26 protein-coding genes are annotated in these 26,541 nt (G+C 57.5%); 8 read left to right on the forward strand and 18 right to left on the reverse strand.

Features of this window, described 5'->3' with window-relative positions; translation table 11 throughout:
• Positions 1–46: 46 nt before the first annotated feature.
• From astE to acs, 14 genes are all read right to left on the reverse strand, one after another.
• Positions 47–1,057 (reverse strand): succinylglutamate desuccinylase, encoded by a 1,011-nt coding sequence (gene astE, locus DQN55_RS16405; protein WP_048379110.1) that lies wholly within the window; start codon positions 1,055–1,057, stop codon positions 47–49.
• 13 nt (positions 1,058–1,070) lie between these two features.
• The gene (locus DQN55_RS16410; RefSeq protein ID WP_048379564.1) at positions 1,071–1,358 is read right to left on the reverse strand and encodes a hypothetical protein; all 288 of its coding nucleotides are present in this window, start codon (positions 1,356–1,358) and stop codon (positions 1,071–1,073) included.
• Positions 1,359–1,422: 64 nt separating this feature from the next.
• Positions 1,423–2,769, reverse strand: a complete 1,347-nt coding sequence (gene astB / locus DQN55_RS16415) for an N-succinylarginine dihydrolase (protein WP_048379107.1) — start codon at positions 2,767–2,769, stop codon at positions 1,423–1,425.
• A gap of 127 nt (positions 2,770–2,896) precedes the next feature.
• On the reverse strand, positions 2,897–4,363 hold the full coding sequence (astD, locus tag DQN55_RS16420) for a succinylglutamate-semialdehyde dehydrogenase (RefSeq protein ID WP_172601061.1): 1,467 nt from the start codon (positions 4,361–4,363) through the stop codon (positions 2,897–2,899).
• A complete protein-coding gene (astA, locus tag DQN55_RS16425) occupies positions 4,360–5,397 on the reverse strand; it encodes an arginine N-succinyltransferase (RefSeq protein WP_048379103.1) in 1,038 nt (345 codons plus the stop codon). Before astA ends, astD begins: the two co-directional genes overlap by 4 nt.
• A gap of 55 nt (positions 5,398–5,452) precedes the next feature.
• Complete coding sequence (aruF, locus tag DQN55_RS16430; protein WP_048379102.1) at positions 5,453–6,472, reverse strand: arginine/ornithine succinyltransferase subunit alpha; 1,020 nt, start codon at positions 6,470–6,472, stop codon at positions 5,453–5,455.
• A gap of 213 nt (positions 6,473–6,685) precedes the next feature.
• Positions 6,686–7,906 carry an aspartate aminotransferase family protein gene (locus tag DQN55_RS16435; RefSeq protein ID WP_048379100.1) on the reverse strand — a complete coding sequence of 407 codons (1,221 nt, stop codon included), beginning with the start codon at positions 7,904–7,906 and terminating at the stop codon, positions 6,686–6,688.
• A gap of 312 nt (positions 7,907–8,218) precedes the next feature.
• A complete protein-coding gene (gene argR, locus DQN55_RS16440) occupies positions 8,219–9,199 on the reverse strand; it encodes a transcriptional regulator ArgR (protein WP_048379098.1) in 981 nt (326 codons plus the stop codon).
• Between the two features lie 127 nt (positions 9,200–9,326).
• Positions 9,327–10,091, reverse strand: a complete 765-nt coding sequence (locus DQN55_RS16445; protein ID WP_048379096.1) for an ABC transporter ATP-binding protein — start codon at positions 10,089–10,091, stop codon at positions 9,327–9,329.
• A gap of 23 nt (positions 10,092–10,114) precedes the next feature.
• The gene (locus tag DQN55_RS16450; protein ID WP_048379094.1) at positions 10,115–11,227 is read right to left on the reverse strand and encodes a succinylglutamate desuccinylase/aspartoacylase family protein; all 1,113 of its coding nucleotides are present in this window, start codon (positions 11,225–11,227) and stop codon (positions 10,115–10,117) included.
• Positions 11,228–11,230: 3 nt separating this feature from the next.
• The gene (locus DQN55_RS16455) at positions 11,231–11,929 is read right to left on the reverse strand and encodes an ABC transporter permease (protein ID WP_048379085.1); all 699 of its coding nucleotides are present in this window, start codon (positions 11,927–11,929) and stop codon (positions 11,231–11,233) included.
• The gene (locus DQN55_RS16460; RefSeq protein ID WP_048379081.1) at positions 11,926–12,615 is read right to left on the reverse strand and encodes an ABC transporter permease; all 690 of its coding nucleotides are present in this window, start codon (positions 12,613–12,615) and stop codon (positions 11,926–11,928) included. Before DQN55_RS16460 ends, DQN55_RS16455 begins: the two co-directional genes overlap by 4 nt.
• 91 nt (positions 12,616–12,706) lie before the next feature.
• On the reverse strand, positions 12,707–13,480 hold the full coding sequence (locus tag DQN55_RS16465; protein ID WP_048379079.1) for an ABC transporter substrate-binding protein: 774 nt from the start codon (positions 13,478–13,480) through the stop codon (positions 12,707–12,709).
• 531 nt (positions 13,481–14,011) lie between these two features.
• Positions 14,012–15,967, reverse strand: a complete 1,956-nt coding sequence (gene acs, locus DQN55_RS16470) for an acetate--CoA ligase (RefSeq protein ID WP_048379077.1) — start codon at positions 15,965–15,967, stop codon at positions 14,012–14,014.
• Positions 15,968–16,384: 417 nt separating this feature from the next.
• On the opposite strand from acs, the gene DQN55_RS16475 reads away from it, so the two are divergent.
• The 4 genes from DQN55_RS16475 (at position 16,385) to DQN55_RS16490 (ending at position 19,396) form a co-directional block, all read left to right on the forward strand.
• Positions 16,385–16,648: a DUF2790 domain-containing protein gene (locus DQN55_RS16475; RefSeq protein WP_048379075.1), complete on the forward strand. Its 264-nt coding sequence runs from the start codon at positions 16,385–16,387 to the stop codon at positions 16,646–16,648.
• 132 nt (positions 16,649–16,780) lie between these two features.
• On the forward strand, positions 16,781–17,077 hold the full coding sequence (locus tag DQN55_RS16480) for a hypothetical protein (protein ID WP_048379073.1): 297 nt from the start codon (positions 16,781–16,783) through the stop codon (positions 17,075–17,077).
• Between the two features lie 507 nt (positions 17,078–17,584).
• Entirely contained in the window at positions 17,585–18,835 is a 1,251-nt protein-coding gene (locus DQN55_RS16485; RefSeq protein WP_048379071.1) for a ribonucleotide-diphosphate reductase subunit beta, read from the forward strand.
• Positions 18,836–19,078: 243 nt separating this feature from the next.
• Entirely contained in the window at positions 19,079–19,396 is a 318-nt protein-coding gene (locus DQN55_RS16490; protein WP_048379069.1) for a helix-turn-helix domain-containing protein, read from the forward strand.
• A gap of 105 nt (positions 19,397–19,501) precedes the next feature.
• On the opposite strand, the gene DQN55_RS16495 is transcribed toward DQN55_RS16490, so the two are convergent.
• On the reverse strand, positions 19,502–19,825 hold the full coding sequence (locus DQN55_RS16495) for a DUF2025 family protein (protein ID WP_048379067.1): 324 nt from the start codon (positions 19,823–19,825) through the stop codon (positions 19,502–19,504).
• A gap of 230 nt (positions 19,826–20,055) precedes the next feature.
• On the opposite strand from DQN55_RS16495, the gene DQN55_RS16500 reads away from it, so the two are divergent.
• The 3 genes from DQN55_RS16500 to DQN55_RS16515 all read left to right on the forward strand — a co-directional run bounded on the left by DQN55_RS16500 (position 20,056) and on the right by DQN55_RS16515 (position 22,426).
• Complete coding sequence (locus DQN55_RS16500) at positions 20,056–21,189, forward strand: glycerophosphodiester phosphodiesterase (protein WP_048379066.1); 1,134 nt, start codon at positions 20,056–20,058, stop codon at positions 21,187–21,189.
• 106 nt (positions 21,190–21,295) lie between these two features.
• Entirely contained in the window at positions 21,296–21,601 is a 306-nt protein-coding gene (locus DQN55_RS16505) for a PepSY domain-containing protein (protein ID WP_048379064.1), read from the forward strand.
• Between the two features lie 318 nt (positions 21,602–21,919).
• Positions 21,920–22,426 (forward strand): GNAT family N-acetyltransferase, encoded by a 507-nt coding sequence (locus tag DQN55_RS16515; protein WP_048379060.1) that lies wholly within the window; start codon positions 21,920–21,922, stop codon positions 22,424–22,426.
• A gap of 6 nt (positions 22,427–22,432) precedes the next feature.
• Here the strand turns inward: DQN55_RS16515 and DQN55_RS16520 are convergent, their stop codons facing one another.
• The gene (locus DQN55_RS16520; protein WP_048379059.1) at positions 22,433–22,924 is read right to left on the reverse strand and encodes a GyrI-like domain-containing protein; all 492 of its coding nucleotides are present in this window, start codon (positions 22,922–22,924) and stop codon (positions 22,433–22,435) included.
• A 194-nt stretch (positions 22,925–23,118) separates the two neighbouring features.
• Here DQN55_RS16520 and alaC point away from each other — a divergent pair, with 194 nt between their 5' ends.
• On the forward strand, positions 23,119–24,327 hold the full coding sequence (gene alaC / locus DQN55_RS16525; protein WP_048379058.1) for an alanine transaminase: 1,209 nt from the start codon (positions 23,119–23,121) through the stop codon (positions 24,325–24,327).
• A gap of 101 nt (positions 24,328–24,428) precedes the next feature.
• Here alaC and DQN55_RS16530 read toward each other — a convergent pair whose 3' ends face one another.
• Positions 24,429–25,781 (reverse strand): GntP family permease, encoded by a 1,353-nt coding sequence (locus tag DQN55_RS16530; RefSeq protein WP_048379056.1) that lies wholly within the window; start codon positions 25,779–25,781, stop codon positions 24,429–24,431.
• An 85-nt stretch (positions 25,782–25,866) separates the two neighbouring features.
• Positions 25,867–26,400, reverse strand: a complete 534-nt coding sequence (locus DQN55_RS16535; RefSeq protein ID WP_048379054.1) for a gluconokinase — start codon at positions 26,398–26,400, stop codon at positions 25,867–25,869.
• Positions 26,401–26,541: the final 141 nt, after the last annotated feature.

The raw sequence follows: 26,541 nt of genomic DNA on the forward strand, positions 1-26,541 counted from the left end.
GGGCCTGTTTTTGTTTGTGGACACGGGCGGGTATTGGCCGGAAAAACTAGGCAAAAGCCATCGAGCTCACGGGTTCGATGATCATGCCGGCACGCAGGCCATTCTTCACCTTGGGGTTGGGGAAGATAATCCGGGCGCCCTCTTCCTCAATGACCCAGCGGGTCTGAGGCGTGTCCTGCGCCAAGAGATAGCCTTTGGGCAGCTCACTGAAATTCTCGACATCCGCCGGCAAATGCAGAATAAACGCATCACTGTGCTTGATCACTTCACGGGCCACGCTGAACAGCTGCAAGCCCTCCAGGGATTCATCCGCCAAAGGCGGCTCCGTCCCTTCGATGATCTGCTCCAGACGTCGCTCGAGTCGCGTAACGTTGACCCCCGCGTTCTGCCCGAACGGTCGTGCCTTGCCCAGCTCAAGGGTGAACGCCTCGACGCCGAGCCGATCGTAGGTGTAGGCACTGAATACAATCGAAGGCTTGTTCTGCAACAACACCGCTTCCATGCCGGCAGCGCGCAAGCGGGCCAGTTCTTCGCGAGAGTGCGCACGCCCCTCTTTATAAGGGTAGAGCGCAAACTGTTCGATTTTCGAACCCCGAATCGCCGTGTGCAGGTCGTAGTGAAGTCGGGTGCGGTCCGGTTGGCTGAAAAACGTTTCGGCCAAATGCTCAAGCTCGCACGCACGCAAGGCCTCCGGACCACTGCTGTTCTCATGGCGACCGTTGAACAGCCGATTGAGGTCTTCTTCGACAAACCTTGCGCCAGTGCGCATGGCCGCAGGGTTGCCGAACAAAAACAGAATTCGGGCACGGGGTTTTACATCGCCCCGCGCAATGTCATGCAACAGGCGGTCGAGCAACTCGATCGGTGCTGTTTCATTACCGTGGATGCCGGCCGACAACAGCACATCCATGCCGTTGTCGCGGGCCTCGGGAGGGCGCACTTCAAGTGCCCCCTCGGCCAGCCAGCGCATCCGCACGCCGTCGACAGTCAGTTGAGTCTTCTCGGCCGGTTCACGTCCGGCCAGGGTCAGTTCAAGCAGTTTGCCGAGAGCGAGCATAGTGCTTCCTTAATCAGTGATTGCAGTCTGGACCGTGCACGTGACCGTCTTCGTCATCACTCAGGTCTGCCGGCTCCATCTCCAGTTGCAGGCTGACAAGGTTAGTCGCTAATGGACGCAGCAGCAGGTTGGCGTATTCAGCATCACCTTCCTCAACGTCTACGCCGATCAGCAGCTGCCCACGGCCGTCTTGCTGGATCCACAACTCTTTGCCCTGCCACATGACGGCGACACGGGTGCAGGAAGTTTCCAGCTGGGTGCCATCGGTGTCTTCAAGGATCAGCTTCAGGGTATCGCTCATGATTTCGTTCTCGCTCGGTGAAAAGGCGTGCCCAGGTGCGCCAAACGCACAGGCACGCACAGGCTCAATTGATCTGGAAGGGGTAAACCGCGCCCAGTTTAAGGATTTGCGTCAGTTCATCCAGTGCCGTACGGCATTCAATCAACAATTGCGGGTCCGCCAGGTCGCTTTCACGCAGGGCATCGCGGTAGTGCCTGTTCACCCACCCGGTCAACGTGTCGTACAGCGCAGGGGTCATGATAACCCCCGGGTTAACCGCCGCGAGCTCGGTTTCATTGAGTGCGACGCGCAACCGCAGGCAAGCCGGGCCACCGCCGTTCTGCATGCTCTGCTTGAGATCAAACACCTTGACCTCGCGAATCGGACCACCCGCGGCCGTCAAGCCTTGCAGATACTGCCAGACCCGCGGATTGGCGCGACACTCCTCGGGAACGATGAGCAGCATTGAACCGTCAGGGCGACTCAGCAACTGGCTGTTGAACAGGTAGGAACGCACTGCGTCCTCCACCGCCACCTGATCGCGCGGCACACAAATGGACTGGAAGTTGCCGCCCCGGGCAGCCAGCTTGCCGTGCAATTCGGCCAGCATCTGATCGGTGTTGAGGAATGCATCCTGGTGATGGAACAGCAGCTCGCCATTGCCAACCGCGATCACATCGTTATGGAACACGCCCTGATCGATCACGTCCGGATTTTGCTGGGCGAATACCACGCCCTCCTCGCTCAGGCCGTGCAGTCGGGCCACCGCCTGAGAGGCTTCGAGGGTCTGGCGCGCCGGGTATTTTTGCGGGGCCGGGTAACGGCTGTCGAACGCACTGCGCCCGAACACAAAGAACTCAACGCCCGCTTCGCCGTAATCCCGGCAAAAACGCGTGTGGTTGGCTGCACCCTCATCACCAAATTGAGCCACTGCCGGCAACGCCGCGTGGTGCGCAAAATGCTGTTGATCGGCAAACATGGCACCCAGCACCCGGCTGGTGGTCGGGTGCTCGATGCTGCGGTGGAATTTGCAATTGAGGTTGGCTGCGGTGAAGTGCACCCGACCGTCAGCCGTATCTGCGCTCGGGCTGACCGTGGCGGCGTTGGCCACCCACATACTCGAGGCCGAGCAACTGGCAACCAGCAGCGGCATCGCCTGTTTGGCCGCCTGGGCAATGACCTGTGCATCGCTGCCGCTGAACCCCAGGCTACGCAAGGCTCCGACATCCGGGCGCTCTTGCGGGGCCAGCACGCCCTGGACAAATCCCATGTCCATCAGCGCTTTCATTTTTTCCAGACCTTGCAGCGCAGCTTCCTTCGGGTTGGAAGCCTGCTGGCTGTTGCTCTGGGAGGCGACGTTGCCAAACGACAAACCGCCATAGTTATGGGTCGGCCCCACTAAACCGTCAAAATTGACTTCAAATGATTTCATCGGTGAGGCTCCAGCAAACGGTTAAATTGTGTAGCGACTGGCGCAGGCGGCGATGCATCGGGGCGTGACCCCGGCCCTCAGGGCCCGGGGTCGTGCGGGGCTTGGCTCCCGCGGCGACCCGGTCTGCTTACAAGCGCACGCCCGGGGTCAGGGCCGCAGGCAAGGTCAGGGTTGGGGTTTCCAGGGACGCCACCGGGTACGCGCAATAATCCGCCGCGTAATAGGCGCTGGCGCGATGATTGCCCGAGGCTCCCACGCCGCCAAACGGTGCGCTGCTGGCGGCACCGGTGAGTTGCTTGTTCCAGTTGACGATCCCGGCGCGGCTTTCGAACCAGAACTGCTGATAACGCGCTTCGGAGTCCGACAGCAAACCCGCCGCCAAACCAAAGGCCGTGTTGTTCGCCTCAGCAATTGCCGCATCAAAGTCAGCGTAGCGAATCACTTGCAGCAACGGCCCGAACAGTTCTTCGTCCGAGCGCTCGCTCACCTCGGTCACATCGATAAGACCCGGGGTCAGCAACGCGGCGTTAGCGTCTGGCTGGGTCATTTCCAGCAAGGACACCGCGCCATTCGCCAGCAAGACTTCCTGGGCCTCCATCAAGGTGCGCGCTGCACCGATGGAAATCACCGACCCCATGAAAGGCGCAGGTTGCTGGTCAAATGCACCGACTTCGATGCTCTGGCTGACCTCAACCAGGCGCGTCAGCAGGCTGTCGCCCCACGCGCCTTGCGGCACCAGCAAACGACGGGCACAGGTGCAACGCTGCCCGGCCGAAATAAACGCTGATTGAATGATGGTGTAGACCGCGGCGTCCAGATCAGCCACCTGATCGACCACCAGCGGGTTATTGCCGCCCATTTCCAGCGCCAGGATTTTGTCCGGGCGACCGGCAAACTGCTGATGCAATGCATTGCCGGTACGGCTGGAACCGGTGAAAAACAAGCCATCGATGCCCCCATGAGCCGCCAGCGCGATGCCGGTTTCGCGTGCGCCTTGCAGCAGGTTCAAGACGCCGGCCGGCAAGCCCGCCTCGATCCAGCATTTGACCGTCAGTTCTGCCACCGCCGGGGTCAGTTCGCTGGGCTTGAACACCACGCTGTTACCCGCGAGCAACGCCGGAACGATATGCCCGTTGGGCAAGTGCCCCGGGAAGTTATACGGACCAAACACCGCCACAACACCGTGGGGCTTGTGCCGCAACACTGCCGTTGCATCCCCCAGCGGGCCACTTTTTTCACCGGTGCGTTCACGGTAGCTTTGTACCGAAATCGCGACCTTGTTGATCATGCTGGTGACTTCGGTGGCCGACTCCCACAACGGTTTGCCGGTTTCGGCACCAATGCAGCGGGCCAACTCGTCAGCATGACTTTTCAGGCTGGCAGCGAAAGCTTCGAGCACGCTCAGACGCTCTTCGAAAGAGCGCCGGGCCCAGGCCGGAAATGCCTCGCGGGCTGCCTTGACGGCAGCATCCACCTGGTCAGCATCTGCGCCGCGACCGGCCCACAGCACCTGCTGCGTCACCGGGTTCAACGATTCAAAGGCTTCGCCCTGCCCGTCCTGCCAGGTACCTGCGATATACAACATGCTCATTATTTCGACTCCCGTGAGGCAACTGGTTGAGCAGACAACGCAACTGCCCGCACTTGATCGCCGGCGCTCAGTTGCAAACGCTTGGCGGTCAGTTTGTCGACCACCAGCGTGCCTGCCGCCAACCGCGCAGGGGCTGCGGTGATGCGGCACTCTTCGCGCTTGCGGTTGTGGATCAGGTAGGCCGGTGCATCATCACCCGGCGTGCCGATGGACAACACCAGCGCTTCACTGTCGCGAACGGCGCGGATCTTGCTGGTCTCGCACTCCACGGCCGGGCCGGCGTCGAAAATATCGACATAACCCTGGTAACTGAAACCTTCGCTCTTGAGCATGTTCAAGGCAGGCTCAGTGTCGGTATGCACTTTGCCGATCACTGCGCGGGCATCCGGCGACAGGAAGCAGGTGTACACCGGAAATTTGGGCATCAACTCGGCAATGAACGCCTTGTTGCCCACGCCGGTCAGGTAGTCAGCCTGGCTGAATTCCATTTTGAAGAAGTGCCGGCCCAGGCTTTCCCAGAACGGTGAACGGCCGGACTCGTCGGACATCCCGCGCATTTCGGCAATGATCTTGTTGCCGAACAGCTCGGGGAACTCGGCAATAAACAACATCCGCGCCTTGGCCAGCATGCGGCCGTTCAGGCCGGTGCGGTAATCGGCACTGAGGAACAGCGAGCACAGCTCGGAGTTGCCGGTCAGGTCATTGGCCAGGAACAGCGTCGGAATTTCACGATAAATACTCAGCTCCTGAGAGGCGCTGACGGTCAGCCCGACACGGAAGTTGTACCAGGGCTCACGCAGGCCGACAGCGCCGGCGATTGCCGAAATACCGACCACCTTGCCGTCGTCGTCCTCGAGCACGAACAGGTAATCCGCATCGCCGCGTTCGGCTTCGCCACGGAAGGTTTTTTCAGCCCAGCCAACACGGTGCGACAGACGCTCTTCATTGGCCGGTAACGTGGTCAGGCCGGTGCCCGTGCTGCGGGCCAGCTCGATCAGAGCCGATAAATCGCTATTGCGTACAGGACGAACGATCATGCTATCTCCTCAAACAGGGCTCGCTGACGAACCCCGCGAAACTCGCTCAAAGGCGTTAAACCGCAACCACTCGTACACTGGCACCTTCGCCAACACCGAGCGCTTCGGCCGCTTCCAGATCCAGCGTGACCGGCTTGCCTGGCGCCCAGTCCAGCTCCAGCAACACGGCGCGGTAGTCCTGCAACTGGGCATTGGCCACCAGGTACTGTCGCCCACCGCCTTTGATCAGCTCACCGATCCGGACCGGCACCACACGGCTTTGGGCGATCGAGCGAATGCCCGAAACCCGGGCATGCAGCGTCGGGCCGCCATCAAAAATATCAATGTAGTGATCGGTCTCGAAGCCTTCGCGCATCAGGATGTCGAAGGTGATTTGCGCACGCGGATGGACTTGCCCCATCGCCTCTTGGGCGGTATCAGGCAGCAACGGCACGTAAATCGGGTAATGCGGCATCAGCTCAGCGAGGAAGGTGCGGCTTTTCAGCCCGCACAAGCGTTCGGCGGCAGCATAGTTCAAGTCGAAGAAGTTGCGGCCAATGGCATCCCAGAATGGCGAATCACCGTTCTCATCGCTGTAACCGACGATTTCAGTCACCACCGAGTCGGCAAACCGCTCCGGGTGATTGGCCACGAACAGCAGGCGACCACGGGAGTTGAGTTCGGACCAGGCCGAGCCCACCAACTCCGGAACCACATAGAAACTGGTCAGCAGGCTATTTCCGGTGAGGTCATGGCACTGCGACAGAACGTGAATCTTGTTGTGGATTTTCAGTTCACGTGAAGCGTGGACAAAGGTCTCGTTACGGAAGCTGTAGAACGGCTCCGAATAACCGGCCGACGCCACGATGGCCGAACAGCCCACCAGTTTGCCGCTGGCGGTATCTTCAAGCACAAAGAAATAGCTCTCTTCGCCATTGAAGCTGACTTCGGCCGCAAAGGATGTTTCGGACGCAGCGATCTTGTCACGCAGGCGCTCGATATCGTCCGGCAATGAAGTGACACCAATCGGGCTGTCCGCAGCCAGACGCTGTACCTCGTCCAGGTCAGCCATTTGCGCGGGGCGCATCACCAGCATGGTGTCACTCCTTAATCCTTTCACTACATAGGAAAATACCGAGCAGGATTTCAACCAAACCTGTAGGCGCGAGCTTGCTCGCGATGGGGATAACGACCAGAGACGCTATCGCGAGCAAGCTCGCTCCTACAGGGGTATTTGAATGAAATGAGAATCAGGCTCGGCACATAAAATTCGGTTCGACGCCCGGAAGTCCGGGCGTCGAGATCACACTCAGGCTTGAGTCAGCGCTTTCGCAGCGCGCTCAAAACGCGACAGACCTTCTTCGATATCCGCATCATCGACCACCAGGCTTGGTGCGAAACGCACCACGTCGGGACCGGCCTGCAAAATCATCAGGTCTGCTTTTTCACAGGCATTGAAAATGTCTTTGGCGCGGCCTTTCCAGGCATCGCTCAATACACAACCGATCAACAGGCCCAAACCGCGGACTTCAGTGAACAGGCCGTATTGCTGACCAATCTGTTCCAGGCGGGTTTTGAACTGCTGGTGCTTGGCTCTCACGCCGCCCAACACTTCAGGGGTGTTCACCACGTCAATGACCGCGTTCCCCACGGCACACGCCAACGGGTTGCCGCCGTAGGTGGTGCCGTGAGTACCGACCACCAGGTGCTTGGCCAGCGCTTCTGTGGTCAGCATGGCCGCAATCGGAAAACCACCGCCCAGGCTCTTGGCGCTGGTCAGGATGTCCGGGGTGACGCCGTAATGCATGTAGGCAAACAACTCGCCGGTACGGCCCATGCCGGTTTGCACTTCGTCGAACACCAGCAACGCATCGTGCTGATCACACAGATCGCGGGCACCTTGCAGGTAAGCCAGCTCGGCCGGTAGCACGCCGCCCTCACCCTGAATCGGCTCCAGCACTACAGCGCAGGTCTTGTCCGAGATCGCCGCTTTCAGCGCTGCGAGATCATTGAACGGTACATGGGTAATGCCGGTAATTTTTGGACCGAAACCGTCGGAATACTTCGACTGCCCGCCCACGTTCACGGTGAACAGCGTACGACCGTGGAAGCTGTTGAGTGCGGCAATGATTTCGTATTTCTCGGCACCAAAACGATCGTGGGCAACACGACGGGCCAGCTTGAAGGCGGCTTCGTTGGCTTCGGCACCGGAATTGCAGAAGAACACACGCTCGGCGAACGTCGACTCGACCAGCTTCTTGGCCAGGCGCAGTGCCGGCTCGTTGGTGAAGACGTTGGACACGTGCCACAGGTTATTGGCCTGCTCGGTCAGCGCTCCGACCAGGGCAGGATGCGCATGACCCAAGACGTTAACGGCAATACCACCCGCGAAATCGATCAGCTCTCGGCCCGCCTGGTCCCACACTCGGGAACCGGCACCGCGCACAGGAATAAAGGCCGCAGGTGCGTAGTTAGGAACCATGACTTGGTCGAAATCGGCGCGTTGCACCGGGGCTTGCTCAACGGACATCGGAGTCTCCTGAAGAGGAACGCCAGCCTAAAATGGCGAGCGATGGGGGATTGTAAGGACAGATGGTGTTGCGGCCTTGTCGCCAAGCGACAACTTCTTATAGCGCCAAACCACGGTTTCACCGGGTTTACGGCAATGCGACATATTTCGTCGCAAAGGCGCAGTTTAAACGCTGAGAGAACGGAGAAAAGACTTTTGTCTCGAGAATGTTCCAAGGCAAAGCCCGCGTCGCACGCTGCTCACACCTTGAACCGGGGCCGATCCTGAGGAGCGAACCGCCTGCGACTCAAGCCACGTGCAAACCTTGCGGACCTAGCCGCGTTCGGCCGGGGCCGAAGACAACTCGAACGGGCTGCTGCTGCGGCGCTGGTTGCGGTCTTCGCGAGGCGTAGCGCCAAAGAAGTTGCGATAGGCGCTGGAGAAATGCGGCCCGGAAGAGAAACCGCACGACAAGCCGATCTGAATGATCGACTTGCTGGTTTGCATCAGCATTTGTCGCGCCTTGTTCAGACGCAGTTCAAGGTAATACTGGCTTGGTACGCGATTGAGGTACTGCTTGAAGATCCGTTCCAGTTGCCGACGGGAGACACAGACGTGCTGGGCAATTTCATCGGTGGTCAGCGGCTCTTCAATATTGGCCTCCATCAACAATACGGCCTGAGTCAACTTGGGATGACTGGAGCCAAGACGATTCTGCAACGGAATGCGCTGACGCTCTCCCCCTTCACGAATACGCTCCACCACCAACTCTTCAGACACCGCCCCCGCCAGCTCGGCCCCATGATCACGGGCCAGGACCGCGAGCAGCAGATCCAGCACCGACAACCCGCCGCAGGCACTCAAGCGATCACGATCCCAGTCAAACAAATGGCTGGTGGCGATCACCTTGGGGAAGCGCTCGGCAAAGTCATCCTGCCAGCGCCAATGCACCGCAGCCCGATAACCATCGAGCAGGCCCAGTTGCGCCAATGGGTAAACCCCGGCCGAAAGCCCGCCTATTACACAGCCGGCACGCACCAGTTGCTTGAGCGCACTGCTCAAGGCCGGCGCTATGCCTGCGGGCGGTTCGTCCGCCAGCAAAAACAGCTTCTGACAGCCTTCAAGCTTGCCGACCCACGGCTCACCGGGTAATTGCCAGGCACCTTCAGCGGGAGGCTCGGCCTGCAAGAAAAGCAGTTCGTATACGACTTCAGGATGCACGCGCTGAGCAACACGCAACGCTTCCTCTGCCAGCGCCAGAGTCAAGGCTTTGGTGCTGGGCCAAATGAGGAAACCAATTCGATGGGCGGTCATAGCGTGCTATCCGGAACGAAAACGGGGGGGATAAAAACCAAATGCGCCAAACACTCAGCCTAGGCCAGCTGCGCAGGATGCGGAGCATGACCTATTTTGGTGCACAACGGCAGTCTAAAGAGTGCGGTTATTTCAGACTGCCAGACAGGAACTGCTGCAGGCGCTCGCATTGCGGGTTGACCAGCACCTCACGCGGGTTGCCACTTTCTTCAACGATACCCTTATGCAGAAATACCAACTGGTTCGACACTTCGCGGGCAAAGCCCATTTCGTGAGTCACCACCACCATGGTCCGGCCTTCCTGAGCCAGGTCTTGCATCACCTTCAGTACATCACCGACCAGCTCCGGGTCGAGGGCTGAGGTCGGCTCGTCAAACAACATGACTTCGGGCTCCATCGCCAGCGCACGGGCAATGGCCACGCGCTGCTGTTCGCCACCGGACATATGCCCCGGGTAAGCGTCCTTGCGGTGAGCGACACCGACCTTGTTCAGGTAGTGCTCAGCCTTGTCTCGCGCCTCGGACCTGGACATGCCCAGTACATGCACCGGCGCTTCCATGATGTTTTCCAGCGCCGTCATGTGTGACCACAGATTGAAATGCTGAAACACCATCGACAGCCGCGAACGCATGCGCTGCAACTGCTTGGGATCAGCAGCCTTGAGCGCGCCGTCCTTGTTGGCAACCAGCCTGAGCTCTTCACCATTGAGCAGGATTTTGCCGGCATGCGGCTGCTCGAGCAGGTTTATGCAACGCAAAAAGGTGCTTTTGCCTGAGCCACTGGAACCGATGATGCTGATGACATCGCCAGCTTTGGCGGCCAGAGACACACCTTTGAGCACTTCGTGACTGCCATAGCGTTTATGCAGGTCTTGGACTTCAAGTTTGTACATGCTGTCGGTTCTCACAAAAACAGTCAGTCGTTGAGCAAGCGCCCGTGACGCAAAGGCTTGCGCCCCGCCACTTTGGCCAGCCAGAAACCGGGTTGGGCATAACGCAGTCGCTCAACGGCAAATAATACGCCGGCCGTGCCTGCGCATACCGTACTGACCCGGTCAGATAAAGGATCAATCACTTCAAACAGCGGCTCGCCGGCTTCAACCCAGGCGCCCGCCGGGCGTAAAAAACTCACCACACCGGGGTGCGGTGCAAACAACAACTCAGTCCCTTCAAAAGGCACGCCTTCACAGGCTTCGTACTGTGGCTCAGGCCAGCTCCCGGCGATCAAGCCCTGCTCGGCCAGAAACGCCAGAATACCTTCAGCATAGGCTTCGGCCTCTGCTCGCCCGGTGTCTGCCTGCCCACCCAGCTCCAGAGTGGTGGCCATGCAGGCCAAAGGAATCTGCGCCTCGCCGAACTCGCGCTGCAACCGCAGCCACGGCAAAGAACAAGCCTCATCGAACGAACTCCCGCCTGAATCCTCGGCGAGCAAGCCAACCCGCATATTCAAATGTGCTGCCAGCGAACGCCATTGTGGCCAATGCTGAGGCAAAGCGTACATGTGCAATGCGGCTTCAGCGTCGCAATGCAGATCGAGCACGATATCGGCGTTACAGGCATGACTCAGCAAAACGCGCTGCATACCCTGAAGCTGGCTGGCAGCTGGCGGCAACTCAGCCAGCACCTCCAGCATCGTCTGACGAATCAAACGGATATTGGCATGCGGGTCATCGCCCAATCGCCCTTGCAGCCTTTCCGCCACTGGCTCACTCAACTCCACGAAATCGCGGTTGAAGTTCTTGCCACTGCCGTACTCGAAGCGCCCCTGATGACTGCCCTGCAATAACTGGCCAAGGCCCAGCGGATTGGCCACGGGCACCAATTCGATCACACCGTTCAAGGCACCCAGAGCTTCAAGCTCGGCCAGGCGCTTTTTCAGTTCCCAAGCGCAGCGCATCCCCGGCAGCTCGTCCGCGTGCAGACTTGCCTGAATGTAAGCCTTGCGCTCGCCGACACCGAAACGAAACACCGACAACCGGCGCTCGCTGCCCAGGCTGCTCCACGGCAACAGATGCTCGATCCGTTCCATGGGTCAGGCCTTGCGCGGGGCCATATAGCCCAGCCAGCGGCGCTCGGCCAGTTTAAACAGGCGCACCAGAATGAAGGTCAGGCACAGGTAGAAAACACCCGCGGTGATGTAGGCCTCGAACGGCAAGTAATACTGCGCATTCACGGTACGAGCAGCCCCGGTAATGTCGATCAGGGTCACGATGGACGCCAGACTGGTGGTCTGCAGCATCATGATCACTTCGTTGCTGTATTGCGGCAACGCCCGGCGCATGGCCGATGGCAGCAGGATACGGCGATACATTTTGGCGCGTGACATGCCCATCGCCTTGGCGGCTTCGATCTCGCCATTGGGCGTGGCCTTGAGGCTGCCGGCAATGATTTCAGCGGTGTAGGCGCTGGTATTGATGGAAAATGCCAGACACGCGCAAAAGGTTGCACTGGACAACAACGGCCACAGGACGCTCTCGCGTACCGCTTCGAACTGAGCCAGCCCGTAGTAGATCAAGAACAACTGCACCAGCATCGGCGTGCCGCGGATCACGTAAGTGAACAACCAGGCCGGCAGGTTGACCCAGGCATTTTTGGATACCCGCATCAGCCCCAGCGGGAGCGCTGCCAGCAAACCGAAAAACAGCGAGATACCCAACAGCTTCAGGGTCTCCAGCATTCCGTTCAGGTACAGCGGCATGCTGTCCCAAATGACGTTGTAGTCGAAGATCATAGATCAGCCGCCCTTACGCCTACCGAGTAGCGCTTCTCAAGTTGTCGCAATGCCAGCAGCGAAACACTGGTCAGTACCAGGTACATCGCTGCAACGGCCAGGAAGAAGGTGAACGGCTCGCGGGTGGCATCTGCCGCCTGCTTGGCCTTGAACATCATGTCTTGCAGGCCGACCACCGAAATAAGGGCCGTGGCCTTGGTCAACACCAGCCAGTTATTGGTAAACCCAGGAATCGCCAGGCGAATCATCTGCGGCACCAACACCCGGAAGAACACTTGAAAACGACTCATGCCATACGCCATCCCGGCTTCAGCCTGCCCCTTGGGTATCGCCATGAAGGCCCCACGAAAGGTCTCGGACAGGTAGGCACCGAAGATAAAGCCGAGGGTGCCGATACCGGCTGCCAACGGGTTCAAATCAATGTAGTCGTCGTAGCCCAGCATTGGCCCGACGCGGTTCAGCAAGTCCTGGCCTCCGTAGAAAATCAGCAGGATAAGCACCAGATCGGGAATCCCGCGGATTACCGTTGAGTACAAATCGCCCAGCCAGGCCAGCCAGCGCACTGGCGACAGGCGCAATGAAACACCAATCAGACCTAGAACTATGGCCAGGGCCATGGACGACAAGGCGAGCTGAAGCGTCAGCCAAGCGCCATCGAGGATGACAGCCCCGTAGCCTTTCAACATGATTCAGGTCCTCGAAAATTAAGATGAAAAAATGGCGCAAACTTCAGAAACTCTGCTGCTTGCGCCATTTCGGACGTACCGCTGCGATGTATTACTGACCGTAAATATCGAAGTTGAAGTATTTGTCCTGGACTTGCTTGTATTTGCCGTTCGCACGAATGGCATCAATAGCGGCGTTGATCTTGTCTTTCAGGGCGTCGCCCTTGCGCACAGCGATACCCACGCCATCACCAAAGTATTTGACGTCGGTGAACGCTGGACCTGTGAACGCAAAACCTTTGCCGGCGTCGGTTTTCAGGAAACCGTCTTCCAGCAAGGTGGCATCGGCCACGGTGCCATCAAGGCGACCGGCCTGCACGTCAAGGTAGATTTCGTTCTGCGAACCGTAAGGAACAACGGTGGCACCTTTAGGCGCCAGCACTTCCTTGGCGAAACGGTCATGGATCGAACCACGCTGAACGCCGATTTTTTTGCCCTTGAGTTCATCAAGACTGTCACCGACCACTACACCTTCCTTCATCACCAGACGCGCCGGTGTGAGGTAGTACTTGTTGGTGAAGTCGACAGACTTTTTACGGTCTTCGGTAATGGACATCGAGGACAGGATCGCGTCGATCTTGCGCACTTTCAGTGCAGGGATCAGACCATCGAATTCTTGCTCGACCCAAACGCACTTGACCTGCATCTGCTCGCACAGCGCGTTACCGATGTCGTAGTCAAAGCCCACGATACTGCCATCCGGTGCTTTGGAAGCGAACGGAGGGTAAGCGGCTTCAATACCAATTTTCAGAGGTTTTTGATCAGCGAAAGCCTGCAGGGACAGCACGGACAGTGCCAGGGCGCCAAGAAGCACGAGTTTCTTCATCTTAGGACTCCATCGGTAAAGGGCAATAAATGCAGAGTGAGCAAAAGCCCAATGTGCGGAGGTTAAACCGGGAATGCGGCGCCACGTCCTACTGGCGTTGCACTGTGAACAGCACAACATCGACGAGCGAGTGATCGGCATTCTAACGACAGGCTTCAAGCCGTTATTTCTTCAATGCGACAACAAATTACAGATGCACCGAGAAAGGCGACCCCAAGCGTTGACAGCTCTTCAAATTTATGCAAGAGCAAAAGACATAGAACCTATGTGAGTTGCAAATAGCGGGCCTATTATTCGCAAAGCCTTCTATTCCGGCAAGTGTAGCGTTTCATCTTATTCATATACGCACTTAAAACGGCTCTAAAACAGTGCTTTGGGTGTAGCAAGGCCCCGTTTTCGTGCGCACGGTTACATCGTCGGTAACACCGCCCTCTACCTCGCGCCCGCAGAAGGAAGACGCAGCACATCGCCCGCCCAGCAAAAAGCCCCGCCCGGCAAGACCGGACGGGGCTCCAGAAAGCACAGCTGGTGTTACGCGGCGCTCATCGACTTGTGCGTCTCGATCAAATGCTGCACCACACTCGGATCAGCCAAGGTCGAAATATCGCCCAGGCCCTCATATTCACCGGTGGCAATCTTGCGCAGGATGCGACGCATGATTTTGCCTGAGCGCGTTTTCGGCAACCCCGGCGCCCACTGAATGACATCCGGCGAAGCAATCGGACCGATCTCCTTGCGCACCCAGTTTTTCAGCTCAAGACGCAACTCTTCGCTCGGAGCTTCTCCGCCATTGAGGGTGACATAGACATAAATCCCCTGCCCCTTGATATCGTGAGGCACACCGACAACCGCGGCTTCAGCGACTTTGGGATGAGCCACCATCGCGCTTTCGATTTCGGCGGTCCCCATGCGGTGACCCGAAACGTTGAGCACGTCATCCACGCGCCCGGTAATCCAGTAATAACCGTCTTCGTCACGACGCGCGCCGTCACCGGTGAAGTACATCCCACGGAAAGTCTTGAAATAGGTATCGACGAAACGGTCGTGATCGCCATAGAGCGTTCGCGCCTGACCCGGCCATGAATCCAGGATGACCAGATTACCCTCGGCCGCACCCTCTATAAGGTTGCCCAGGTTATCCACCAGCGCCGGCACCACACCGAAAAACGGACGTGCCGCAGAACCCGGCTTGAGTGCGTGCGCCCCCGGCAGCGGGCTCATCATGCAGGCGCCAGTTTCGGTCTGCCACCAGGTATCCACAATCGGGCAACGCTCCTTGCCCACGGTGGTGTAGTACCAGTTCCAGGCCTCCGGATTGATCGGCTCGCCTACCGACCCCAGCAGACGCAAGCTGGAGCCGTCAGCACCCTTCACCGCCGCCTGGCCTTCAGCCATCATGGCGCGAATAGCGGTAGGCGCGGTGTAGAGGATGTTGACCTTATGCTTGTCGACAATCTTCGAGACACGGGTGATATCCGGATAGTTCGGCACACCTTCGAACAATACAGTGGTCGCACCATTGGCCAGCGGCCCGTACACGATATAGGTGTGGCCCGTGACCCAGCCCACGTCGGCGGTGCACCAGTAAACTTCACCCGGACGGTAATCGAACACGCGCTCATGGGTCAGCGCTGCATACAGGAGGTAACCGCCCGTCGTGTGCTGCACGCCCTTGGGCTTGCCTGTGGAGCCAGAGGTATAAAGGATGAACAGAGCCTCTTCAGCGCCCATCTCTTTCGGGGCGCAATGGGTCGAAGCCACGGCCATCAGATCGTGGTACCAGATGTCACGGTGCTTGTACCAGGCGATGTCGCCACCTGTGCGCTGGAACACAATGATCTTCTGCACGCTGGAAGTGTCGGGGTTGGTCAGTGCCACGTCGACATTGGCTTTGAGTGCCGTGCGCTTGCCACCACGCAGGCCTTCGTCAGCTGTAATCACCACTTTGGATTTGCAGTCGATGATCCGGCCTGCCAGAGCTTCGGGAGAAAAGCCGCCGAAAACCACCGAATGGATGGCACCGATGCGGGTACACGCCAGCATGGCGACCACGGCTTCGGGAACCATCGGCATATAGATAGTCACTACGTCACCGCGGTGAACGTCCTGGCCGCGCAAGGCGTTGGCAAGCTTGCAGACTTCTTCATGCAGCTCGCGGTAGGTAATGTTGCGCTGCTCGGAAGGGTCGTCGCCTTCCCAGATGATCGCGATCTGGTCACCGCGCTCGGCAAGGTGGCGGTCCAGGCAGTTGTAGGAAACGTTGAGAGTCCCGTCGGCAAACCATTTGATGTCGACATGATGGTCATCGAAAGAGGTTTGCTTGACGGTAGTGAAAGGCTTGATCCAGTCGAGACGCTTGGCTTGCTCGCGCCAGAAACCATCGGGGTTGACGACGGATTGCTGGTACATCGCCTTGTAGGTCGCCTCATCAGTCAGCGTATTGGCTGCGACTTCAGGGCGTACGGGATACAGGGAAGCGGCACTCATGTTTCATACCTCAATGTTTGTAGTTGTTGTTTTATGACCCTGTTGTAGCCGGGCCAAGGCCTGAGAACCATTCGACGTTGGTAGTAAGAAATACGTAGAAAAACCGTGGTTTTTCTTGCGAAGGCTCAAGAACAGTACTTGCAGCGTTTCAGCGTTCAGCACGGTGCCGACACACACTCACTACGCCCTCCCGTTTTCAACGATTGTTACGGAATCTGTCAACAGTCTTTATCAAAACCCCCTCTATATGCTTGCCCGGCACAGGCCTAAAATTCATCTCGCCAACCAAGGCACTGCGATTAACGCAAGTTACAGCCCCCACGAAGGCATGTTTAGTCGCTCTTAACTACTTCAGTTTCACACGTAGCCTCACAAGGGCTGCGTGACCCCACTCGCCCCAAAACAGGTAATCAAGAAATGAAAGCGTTGTTAGTTCTGGCCCTCAGCAGTGTGTGCTTTACCGCCATGGCTGATGAAGTGAACACTCAAGTTTCCAGCCAGCAACCTGCCGTTGAACAGTATTCCTACTCTTCGGAACTGGATATCGCCAAAGTGATTTCCATGAGCGAAATCCCGAGTGTTTGCGAGGTCGTACCGGCCCAGATGGTCTACGAAGACTCGCAAGGCAAGCAGCACACCTTGGAATATCGCGTGATGGGCAACGGCTGCTCCAACGGTTGATTGATTATCTGAACCCGTCAATCAACTCACGTAATCAAGCGATCCCTCATGGCGCTTAACTGCAACTTTCAATGCAACTTGATGGCCGTTGAACCGTTGCCTGCCTGCGCCTTTATCGCCAGGAACTATTAAATGAAACGCTCTTATCTTTTGGCTTTAAGTTTGTCCGTTCTCGCCAGCGCCGCCTTTGCCGCTGACGGTTATGATCGTACCCACTCGGCTTCTTTTGCCGAAGACGGCTACGACAATACCCGCTCGGCCTCTTTTGCCGAAGACGGCTACGACAATACCCGCTCGGCCTCTTTTGCCGAAGACGGCTACGACAATACCCGCTCGGCCTCTTTTGCCGAAGACGGCTACGACAGCACCCGCTCGGCCGGCTTTGCTGAAGATGGCTATGACCGTACCAACGGTGCTCGTCTGAGCTGATAAACCCCGTGAGCCTGATGCCCGGTTTCGACCGGGCAGCGCCTATCTCCCCCTTCAACGCCCAGCACCGACCACAATCAAGCCGCGTCATTCGACATTCCTGATCGGCTGCGAAAAGACTTGCTTTCGCCCAAAGCCGCGCCCAGCCTAAGCCATACACACCCCTCGCAAGATTTAGGGCATTTCGTCGCACGCCACGAAAAAAAACTGGCTGAAATACCCTGTGCAAAAGCCGTATACTGGCGCCTTCAAACGAGCTTGTTTTATCCCTTTAAAGGGCTATAACCCCACGCTGTCCAGCCCTCCAGGGCAAGGTTGAGATGCACAGACCGATGCATCCCCTCAGCAGCGCTAATGGGCAAGCCAATCAACACATTCATGTTTTTGCGTGAGCACACCGCTACTGCAAGCAACATTTCTTAGATCCAAGTGGCCTTATGGCCGTGTGACAACCAATCATCAGTGTTACCACACGGGCACAGGCCCTCACGCAGGAGACGACACGTCATGCTGAGCTGGGACGAATTCGACAAAGAAGACGAAGGCGAAGTCGCCGTTAAAGGCGCCAACGCAGGCCACGCAACTGAAGCCAACATGGACCGCCTCGACGCCGCTGGCGGCGTAGCAGCCCAGGAAGCCCGTGCCGTAACGGCCGCCGACTCGGCAGCGATCATTCGCGCCAAGGCTGCACTGGACAACCTCGACGTGGCAGAAGGCCTGGCCGAACTCGAAGGCGCCAGCGCCCGGGTTGCCGTTGACGAAAAAATGATGATCAACTGCCGCGCCGACCTTAACCAGCTCGTACCGTTCAAGTACGACTGGGCCTGGCAGAAGTATCTGGACGGTTGCGCAAACCACTGGATGCCGCAAGAAGTCAACATGACCGCCGACATCGCCCTCTGGAAAAACCCGGAAGGCCTGACCGACGACGAGCGCCGCATCGTGATGCGCAACCTGGGCTTCTTCTCCACAGCCGACTCCCTGGTTGCCAACAACCTGGTGCTGGCCGTGTACCGCCTGATCACCAACCCCGAGTGCCGCCAGTACATCCTGCGCCAGGCGTTCGAAGAGGCGATCCACACCCACGCCTATCAGTACTGCATCGAATCGCTGGCCATGGATGAAGGCGAGATCTTCAACATGTACCACGAGATCCCGTCGGTCGCCAAAAAAGCCACCTGGGGCCTGAAATACACCCGTTCGATCTCTGATCCGAAGTTCGAAACCGGCACCGTCGAAACCGACAAAGAGCTACTGCGCAACCTGATCGCCTACTACTGCGTTCTGGAAGGCATCTTCTTCTACTGTGGCTTCACCCAAATCCTGTCGATGGGTCGCCGCAACAAGATGACCGGCGTCGCCGAGCAGTTCCAGTACATCCTGCGCGACGAATCCATGCACCTGAACTTCGGCATCGACGTGATCAACCAGATCAAAATCGAAAACCCGCATCTGTGGGACGCCGAAATGAAGGAAGAAGCTTCGCAGATGATCCTGCAGGGCACCCAGCTCGAAATCGAATACGCGCGCGACACCATGCCACGCGGTGTGCTGGGCATGAACGCGGCCATGATGGAGGACTACCTCAAGTTCATCGCCAACCGTCGCCTGTCGCAAATCGGCCTGAAAGAAGAATACCCGGGCACCACTAACCCGTTCCCATGGATGAGCGAAATCATGGACTTGAAGAAAGAGAAAAACTTCTTCGAGACGCGGGTCATCGAGTACCAGACTGGCGGCGCTTTGAGCTGGGATTAATCTCCGGCCAGGCTATACGCTGAACAAGAGGGCTGCCTGCGGGCAGCCCTTTTTTTCGGCTGGCTTTTATCAGCCATTATCGAAATCTTCGACGTCGGGTGCCTCCTGAAACACCCGAAAAAGCAGAATGAACGCAGATTTCACCGGCCAGCACCGATCAACAAATTGAGTTTGATCCCCCCTGAAAACAACTGTATAAAAACACAGTATTTTTTCAAAGCGACTCAGCCCCGGAGAATCCCCATGCCTCATTCAGCCATGCGCAGCACGTTCGAACGCATCATCATTAATCAATTCACGCCACTGCACTGCACACAAGCCCGCGAAATGCTTGGCTGGAACTTCGAGCACCTGAGCGAGCAATCAAAAGTCTCAGTGCAGGCGATTCAACGCTTCGAAGCCGGAGAGCCGGTGCGCGACGTCACCCGGCTGGCGCTGGCTTATAGCCTGGAAGCCGAAGGTCTGGTGTTCTTCCCGGGATTTGCTCCAGGGCGCGGCGGCAATATTCGTGGCACCACGCCAGACCCAATGGGCCGTGAAGACTTTGCCCTGATCGAGTAGTCCTCCCTGCATAGCCCCTGTATAGCTGCAACAGGGGCCTCTCTCTGCAATATCGCGACAATGAGTACAGGCATTTACCGAGTGCATGCAATGCCATGTCGACATTCAGCTGATGCAACGACGCTCGGCCGATATTTCGGGGACGTCCTCACGTTGCATGTACACCCGCAAGGGCTCGGTAAGGTTCAGGCGGTCGTCGATATTCTGATCCAGCAACAACTGAATCAACTCTCGTTTGAGGGTCATGGTGTGGGCAATGCCGGGCTGCCAGACAAACTCGCGCGCGGGCGTAATGGAGTCATCTGCAACGTCCATCCCGAAGGAGTCCTCGCTAAAACGAACAATGTGACGGCCTGTCTTCCGATTGAAACCAACAAAACCGTTAAGTAGATCAGCGGCCTGACAGATCAACTGCGAAGTGATGCGCATGGTAAACCTCACTGACGAGCCTGGAAGGCTCAAATGACGATGGTTTACACGCAAGGCTTCGTACGCATCCCTCTGCCGGGGATGCTGATGAGTTCAAGAATACTGCACAAGCAGGCGCAATAGCGCTGAATAATAAAATACAGTGCAGCCTGCCTATGAACACTCAGCCCCTGAATACAGTTGACCGCCAGTCCCGCCCTCTGTCTTTTCCAATACCAAGGACCTCAACGATGCCTGTCCCTTTTGCCAAGAGCGCTCTTCTGCTAAGTCTGCTGCTGGTCATGTCCGGCCCGCACGCAGCCAGCACGCCAGCTTCCCCTGAAGCCACGCCGGCCTATGCCCAAGGCATCCCGCTACCTGCCGTTATTGCTCACCGCGGAGCGTCTTTCGATGCACCTGAATCCACAGCGCCAGCCTACATGCTTGCCCGCGACCTGGGCGCCGATTACCTGGAAATGGACTTGCAGCGCAGTAAAGACGGCGTGCTCTTCGCACTGCACGACAACAGCCTGCTGCGCACCACCGATGTCGCCAAAAAATTCCCGGAACGTAAGAACAGCCCGGCCAGCGCGTTCACCCTGGCCGAACTGAAAACCCTGGATGCTGGCAGCTGGTTCAACCAGGCCTACCCAGAGCGCGCTCGACCGTCGTATGTCGGGCTGCAAATCCTGACCCTTGATGAAATCATCGATATTGCCCAGGGCAACCCGCAGCTGAAACCGGGCCTGTACATTGAAACCAAGGAACCCCAGCAGTTTCCAGGTCTTGAGCACGACTTGAAAAACCAGCTGAGCGCACGCGGCTGGCTCAAGCCTGCGGCCTCAACATCCGGCAATGCCCAACCGCAAACCGGCGAAGGCAAAGGTCGGGTCATGCTGCAAACCTTTGACAAGAACAGCCTCGCGTTGCTGCAACAAGAAATGCCGGACACACCCAAAATTCTTCTGCTGTGGGTCGGCGAAGGGGGCATGGCGCCTGACAACACCGTCAGCTTCGCCAACTCCGGCGAGAAAGACAAAGCGGCGTACTACGCCAGGCAGCAACCCAAGGACAAGGCGGAGTTCATTCGCTGGCTCGATATTGCCAAGAGCAACGGCGCCATAGGCACCGGCCCATCCGCGGCGCTGGCCCACGGCGGCGATCAGAGTTATTTCGATCTGATAAAACCCTGGATGAACAAAGCCACCCATGACAGAGGCCTGCTGGTACACGTCTACACCCTTGACCAGGCCGTAGACTTCAAGGCTGCCATGAATGCAGGTGTGGACGGCATCTTTACCAACCGTGCCAGCGAACTGCTCTCGTTCTACCAGCGTCCGCTGCCCCGGAGCGTGAACCAACTTCTGGAGCAGAATGGCTATTAACTCGTCTGATTCTTAGTTTCAGGGCTCACCGCTGAAATTAAGGATAAATTAAGTTGCGCCGGGTAATCTGAACCCACTTAAACAGTTCACCCCAAAGGGACTAAACATGAAAGCACTTAACGTAATGTTCGCCACTGTAGCCCTGACACTGACCGCCGGCCTGGCCCAGGCCGATGTGCGTCCAGACCAGATCCCGGAGCTGCTCAAGTCCGGTGAAATCACCTCGTTCGAGAAGCTTAATCAAGCGGCCATTGCCAAGCATCCAGGTGCAACTATCCTCGATACCGAGCTTGATCACTCCTACGGGAAACTGGTTTATGAAGTTGAACTGCGTGACACCAAGGGTGTTAAGTGGGATGTCGATCTTGACGCAAAAACAGCTGAAGTCCTGCAAGACAAACAAGATACTTAAGTTCACCTGAACTTTTTAAAAACCGCGCCACTTTTATATGAAGGGGCGCGGTTTTTTTATGCCTTATGTATCAATATTGAATCAATAATCCTGGCGGACAACTGACTACTCAGTCCCCGGAAGGGCAAGCACCAGAGCGACCAGGCATCCCCCCATATTGCTGCCCTTTCCAGGTCGCAGCGATGATAGATGGCAATTCCCTCAATGCACTGATAAATCTGTATTTGGGCCCGGGATGGGTAGACACTGGCATATTGATTAACGGTCATCACCAAGCCGTGCCATTCAAGCCCCATCACGCACCGACAGAACCTCAGCATGAACACTCGCCTTTGCCTCTATGAAGACCTGACGCCCCTCCAGCGCGAACAACTGCGCATGCTTGAGGTTCACCCCGAACAGATCGTCTTCTCAGGGGATATTGTCTGCGCCCTGTATTCATTGCCCGCTCAGGCTGACCCCGCCATCAAAGGTTTTGTGTTGCTGAACGATGAGCTGCCCGTGGCTTTTTTTCTCCTCAAGCGACGCGGTCTTCTGGCCCATTGGGCCGAACCTGACAGTGCCACGTTGCATGCCTTGCAGGTCGACAGGCGCGTTCAAGGCCAAGGGTTCGGCAAAGCCTGTTTGCGCGAACTTCCTGCGGCAGTCAATAAGCTCTGGCCCGAGATTCGCCAATTGATGCTATCGGTCAGCCCATTCAACGTTACAGCCCTGGCCTTTTACCAAGGCATGGGCTGGATTGATCACGGTGAAGCCTACAGCGGCGAGCGACGCTTGGTGCTGCCACTGGCAGACGCCATTGCCGATCCCAGACAAGTCGGCTAAGTCGACTCAGTGACGCTTTTTGACCGGTATCCATATCTCGAACACACCCGCACCCGCCTGAGGGTCAAACTCGGCACTGTAACGTTCAAACTCCGGTGCATCCGCCGCTTCGAAACCCGATTGAGGCAACCAGTCTTTCCAGATCGCCTGCATGGTTTTCCCAAGGTCGGCCAGCGACCCTTGATGCTCGAACACCGCATACTCCTGCGCAGGCAGCTCTACCCAACGGTACTGTTCAGGCAAGTCATCGAGCTTACTGATGGCCACCCCTGCAATGTACTCAAAGCCGCCCTGTCCATCCGGATGACAGCAAACTCCGTAGGTTTCGCAGCCTGTTTGTCCGGGGATAGTGCCAATATGGGGAAGCAGCTTCTTCCATAATTCAGGAATGCCGCCCAGCGTGTCCTGAGTGAAACGCTCACCCAATCCCGCAATCAGCTGAAACGGCCCGTGGGTAAACCGTGGTTCCGGCAGCGCGAACTTCGTCATATCGTCCATACGGGGATACTCTTTGAGTAAGTAGGCAGTTTGGCTATGGAGTATAGGGAAAAACAAACGTCACGCTTTATTCAGACTTTTTGCCTAACTGTACCTATACAAAAGGCCATCGCCGGCCTTATTGTCTGCCCCAGACCACCGCAGTGGTCAACGTCGCTCGGACGGTTCCGGGCGCTTACGTAACAGAGGCACACATGGCAGACCAAGGTTCGCCGCGACGCTTTGCGCGCATAGATCGACTCCCCCCCTACGTATTCAACATCACCGCCGAATTGAAGATGGCCGCGCGACGTCGTGGCGAAGACATCATCGACTTCAGCATGGGCAACCCCGACGGCCCGACACCCCCGCATATTGTCGAAAAACTCTGCACGGTCGCACAGCGTGAAGATACTCACGGCTACTCGACATCCCGCGGCATCCCGCGTCTACGCAGGGCCATTTCTCGCTGGTACGCCGATCGGTATGACGTTGAGATTGACCCCGAGCATGAAGCCATCGTGACCATCGGTTCCAAGGAAGGTCTTGCGCACTTGATGCTGGCCACCCTGGATCAGGGGGATACTGTGCTGGTGCCCAACCCCAGCTACCCGATTCACATTTATGGGGCCGTGATTGCCGGCGCCCAGGTGCGATCGGTCCCGCTGATTCCAGGTGTGGATTTTTTCGCCGAGCTGGAAAAAGCCATTCGCGGCTCAATCCCCAAGCCAAAAATGATGATTCTGGGTTTCCCGTCCAACCCGACGGCACAATGTGTTGAACTGGATTTTTTCGAGCGTGTGGTGGCTCTGGCCAAACAATACGATGTGCTTGTAGTGCATGACCTGGCTTACGCCGATATCGTCTACGACGGCTGGAAAGCACCTTCGATCATGCAAGTGCCCGGCGCCAAGGATATTGCAGTGGAGTTCTTCACACTGTCCAAAAGCTACAACATGGCCGGCTGGCGTATTGGCTTTATGGTGGGGAACGCTGAACTGGTCAATGCCTTGGCGCGGATCAAGAGTTACCACGACTACGGGACGTTCACCCCGCTGCAGGTGGCGGCGATTGCCGCGCTGGAAGGCGACCAGCAGTGCGTGAAGGACATTGCCGAGCAATACCGTCAACGCCGTAACGTTCTGGTCAAAGGTTTGCACGAACTGGGGTGGATGGTCGAAAACCCGAAAGCGTCGATGTACGTCTGGGCGAAGATTCCAGAAACCTATGCCCATCTTGGCTCGCTGGAGTTTGCCAAGAAGCTGCTGGCGGACGCCAAGGTGTGCGTTTCACCGGGAGTGGGATTTGGCGAATACGGGGACGATCATGTGCGGTTTGCCCTGATCGAGAACCAGGACCGCATCCGTCAGGCCGTGCGTGGCATCCGCAGCATGTTCCGTGCGGACGGCGTGAGCGCCAGCTGACAAACGCTGGTCACCCCTGCCGCAAGGTAGCGGTGACCGGTAGAGACTACCGCTGACCACGTCTGGCGACGCATTCAGCGGCAGTCGATTACAACGATCCGTTAAACCACCAGCGACAGCAGCAGAATAAAGATCAAACCAACGATCGACAGGATGGTTTCCATCGCTGTCCAGGTTTTGAAGGTTTCAGCCACGGTCATGTTGAAGTACTGCTTCACCAGCCAGAAACCCGCATCGTTCACGTGGGACAGGATCAACGAACCCGCACCGGTCGCCAGTACCAGCAACTCGCGATTGACACCCGGGATCAAATCCACTACCGGCAATACAATCCCCGCCCCGGTAATGGTCGCCACGGTTGCAGAACCGGTTGCGATACGAATGACCGCAGCCACCAGCCAGGCCAGCAAGATTGGCGAGATTTGCGCGTTCACTGCCATATGACCGATCACATCACCCACACCACTGGCCACCAGCATTTGCTTGAAACCGCCACCGGCACCAATGATCAAAATGATAGCCGCGGTCGGTGCCAAACTGGCATCGAGCAACTTGAGGATGCGCTTGGAGTCGATCCCTTGCTTGGCGCCAAAGGTGTACAGCGATAGCAACAGCGCCAGCAACAAGGCACTGATCGGGTGACCGATCATGTCCATCCAGACGCGAAAGAAATTGCCTTCCGGCAGCGCAACGTCGGCAAACGTCTTGAGTAGCATCAGGAACACCGGCAACAGCACGGTTACCAGGGTGATGCCAAAACTCGGCAGGCTGCTGGACTCAGGCTCGCTCGCCAGTTGATCCACCAGTTCCTGGGAAGGGTTGCCTGGAATGTACTTGGCAATAAAGGTCCCGTAGATCGGACCCGCAATAATCGCTGTCGGCAACGCCACGATCAGGCCATACAAAATGGTTTTGCCGATATCGGCACCAAACACGCCAATGGCCAGCAGCGGGCCCGGGTGCGGCGGCACCAGGCCGTGTACCGCCGACAGGCCGGCAAGCAACGGGATGCCGATCTTGATCAGGGACACGCCAGTACGACGCGCGACGATAAAGACCAACGGGATCAACAGTACAAAGCCGATCTCGAAAAACAGCGGAATGCCCACCAGGAAAGCGGCGAACATCATCGCCCATTGCACCCGTTCCTTGCCGAAGGCACGAATCAGCGTGCGGGCGATCTGGTCAGCCCCACCGGAGTCAGCCATCATTTTGCCAAGCATGGTGCCCAGCGCCAGGATGATCCCGACAAAGCCCAAAACCCCACCGAAGCCGTCCTGAAACGATTTGATGATCTTGTCAGCAGGCATGCCGGCTGTCAGACCCAAAAAGGCGGAAGCAATAATCAGGGCGATGAACGGATGAAACTTGAAACGAGTGATCAGTACGATCAGCCCGATAATGGTCACCACTGCATCAAGCAGTAGAAAGGTGTTTTGGGACATGCCTAGCATGGGGCGTCTCCTGCCTTGTTTTTGTTATGAAGTTCTAATGTGCAGCCGTAGCTGGCGCGGATAGCGCTGTCTTTTTGAAGCAAAATCATATGGTTGCCAGCAAGGTATGCTCATGCCACCAATCACGGGCGGCACTGGCCAGTTGATCGATGTCCTGGACGGCTGCATTGAGTGTCAGTACGAGAGGTTCGCCAGTCGGCGATTCAAGAGTAGCGAACTGGCTGTCGATCAGGGTCTTGGGCATGAAATGCCCCGGACGGTCAGCCACTCGCTCAGCCGCTACTTCAGGGGTGAGCTCCAGAAACACAAAGCCCAACCCGCCCACGGCACCGCGCAGGCGCTCGCGATAACGCAGTTTAAGTGCCGAACAGGTCAGGACCGGACGCTGGCCACTGGCAACTACTCGACGCAACTCATCGCACAGGCTGTCAAGCCAGCCGGCACGGTCTTCGTCGGTCAGAGGGATACCCGCACTCATTTTTGCAATGTTGGCCGCAGGATGAAACGCATCGCCTTCAATCGGGGTTGCGCCATTTAGCTGGCACAGCGCCTGGCTCACGCTGGATTTGCCACAGCCGGCAACACCCATGATGACCAGAGCAGTGATAGGTTGACTCATGAAACACCTCAGTCCGTAGACAGCGCTGTCTTTGTCCATGCGTTCAATACTTGAAAGCAAAGCACAAAGTCGGAGCTACCGACGTCTATTTCTCATTTTTGTGGGGAGACGCGGTGACGTTCTCGACATACAAAGCTGGGG

It is taken from the genome of Pseudomonas taetrolens (genome assembly GCF_900475285.1).
Classification (GTDB): domain Bacteria; phylum Pseudomonadota; class Gammaproteobacteria; order Pseudomonadales; family Pseudomonadaceae; genus Aquipseudomonas; species Aquipseudomonas taetrolens.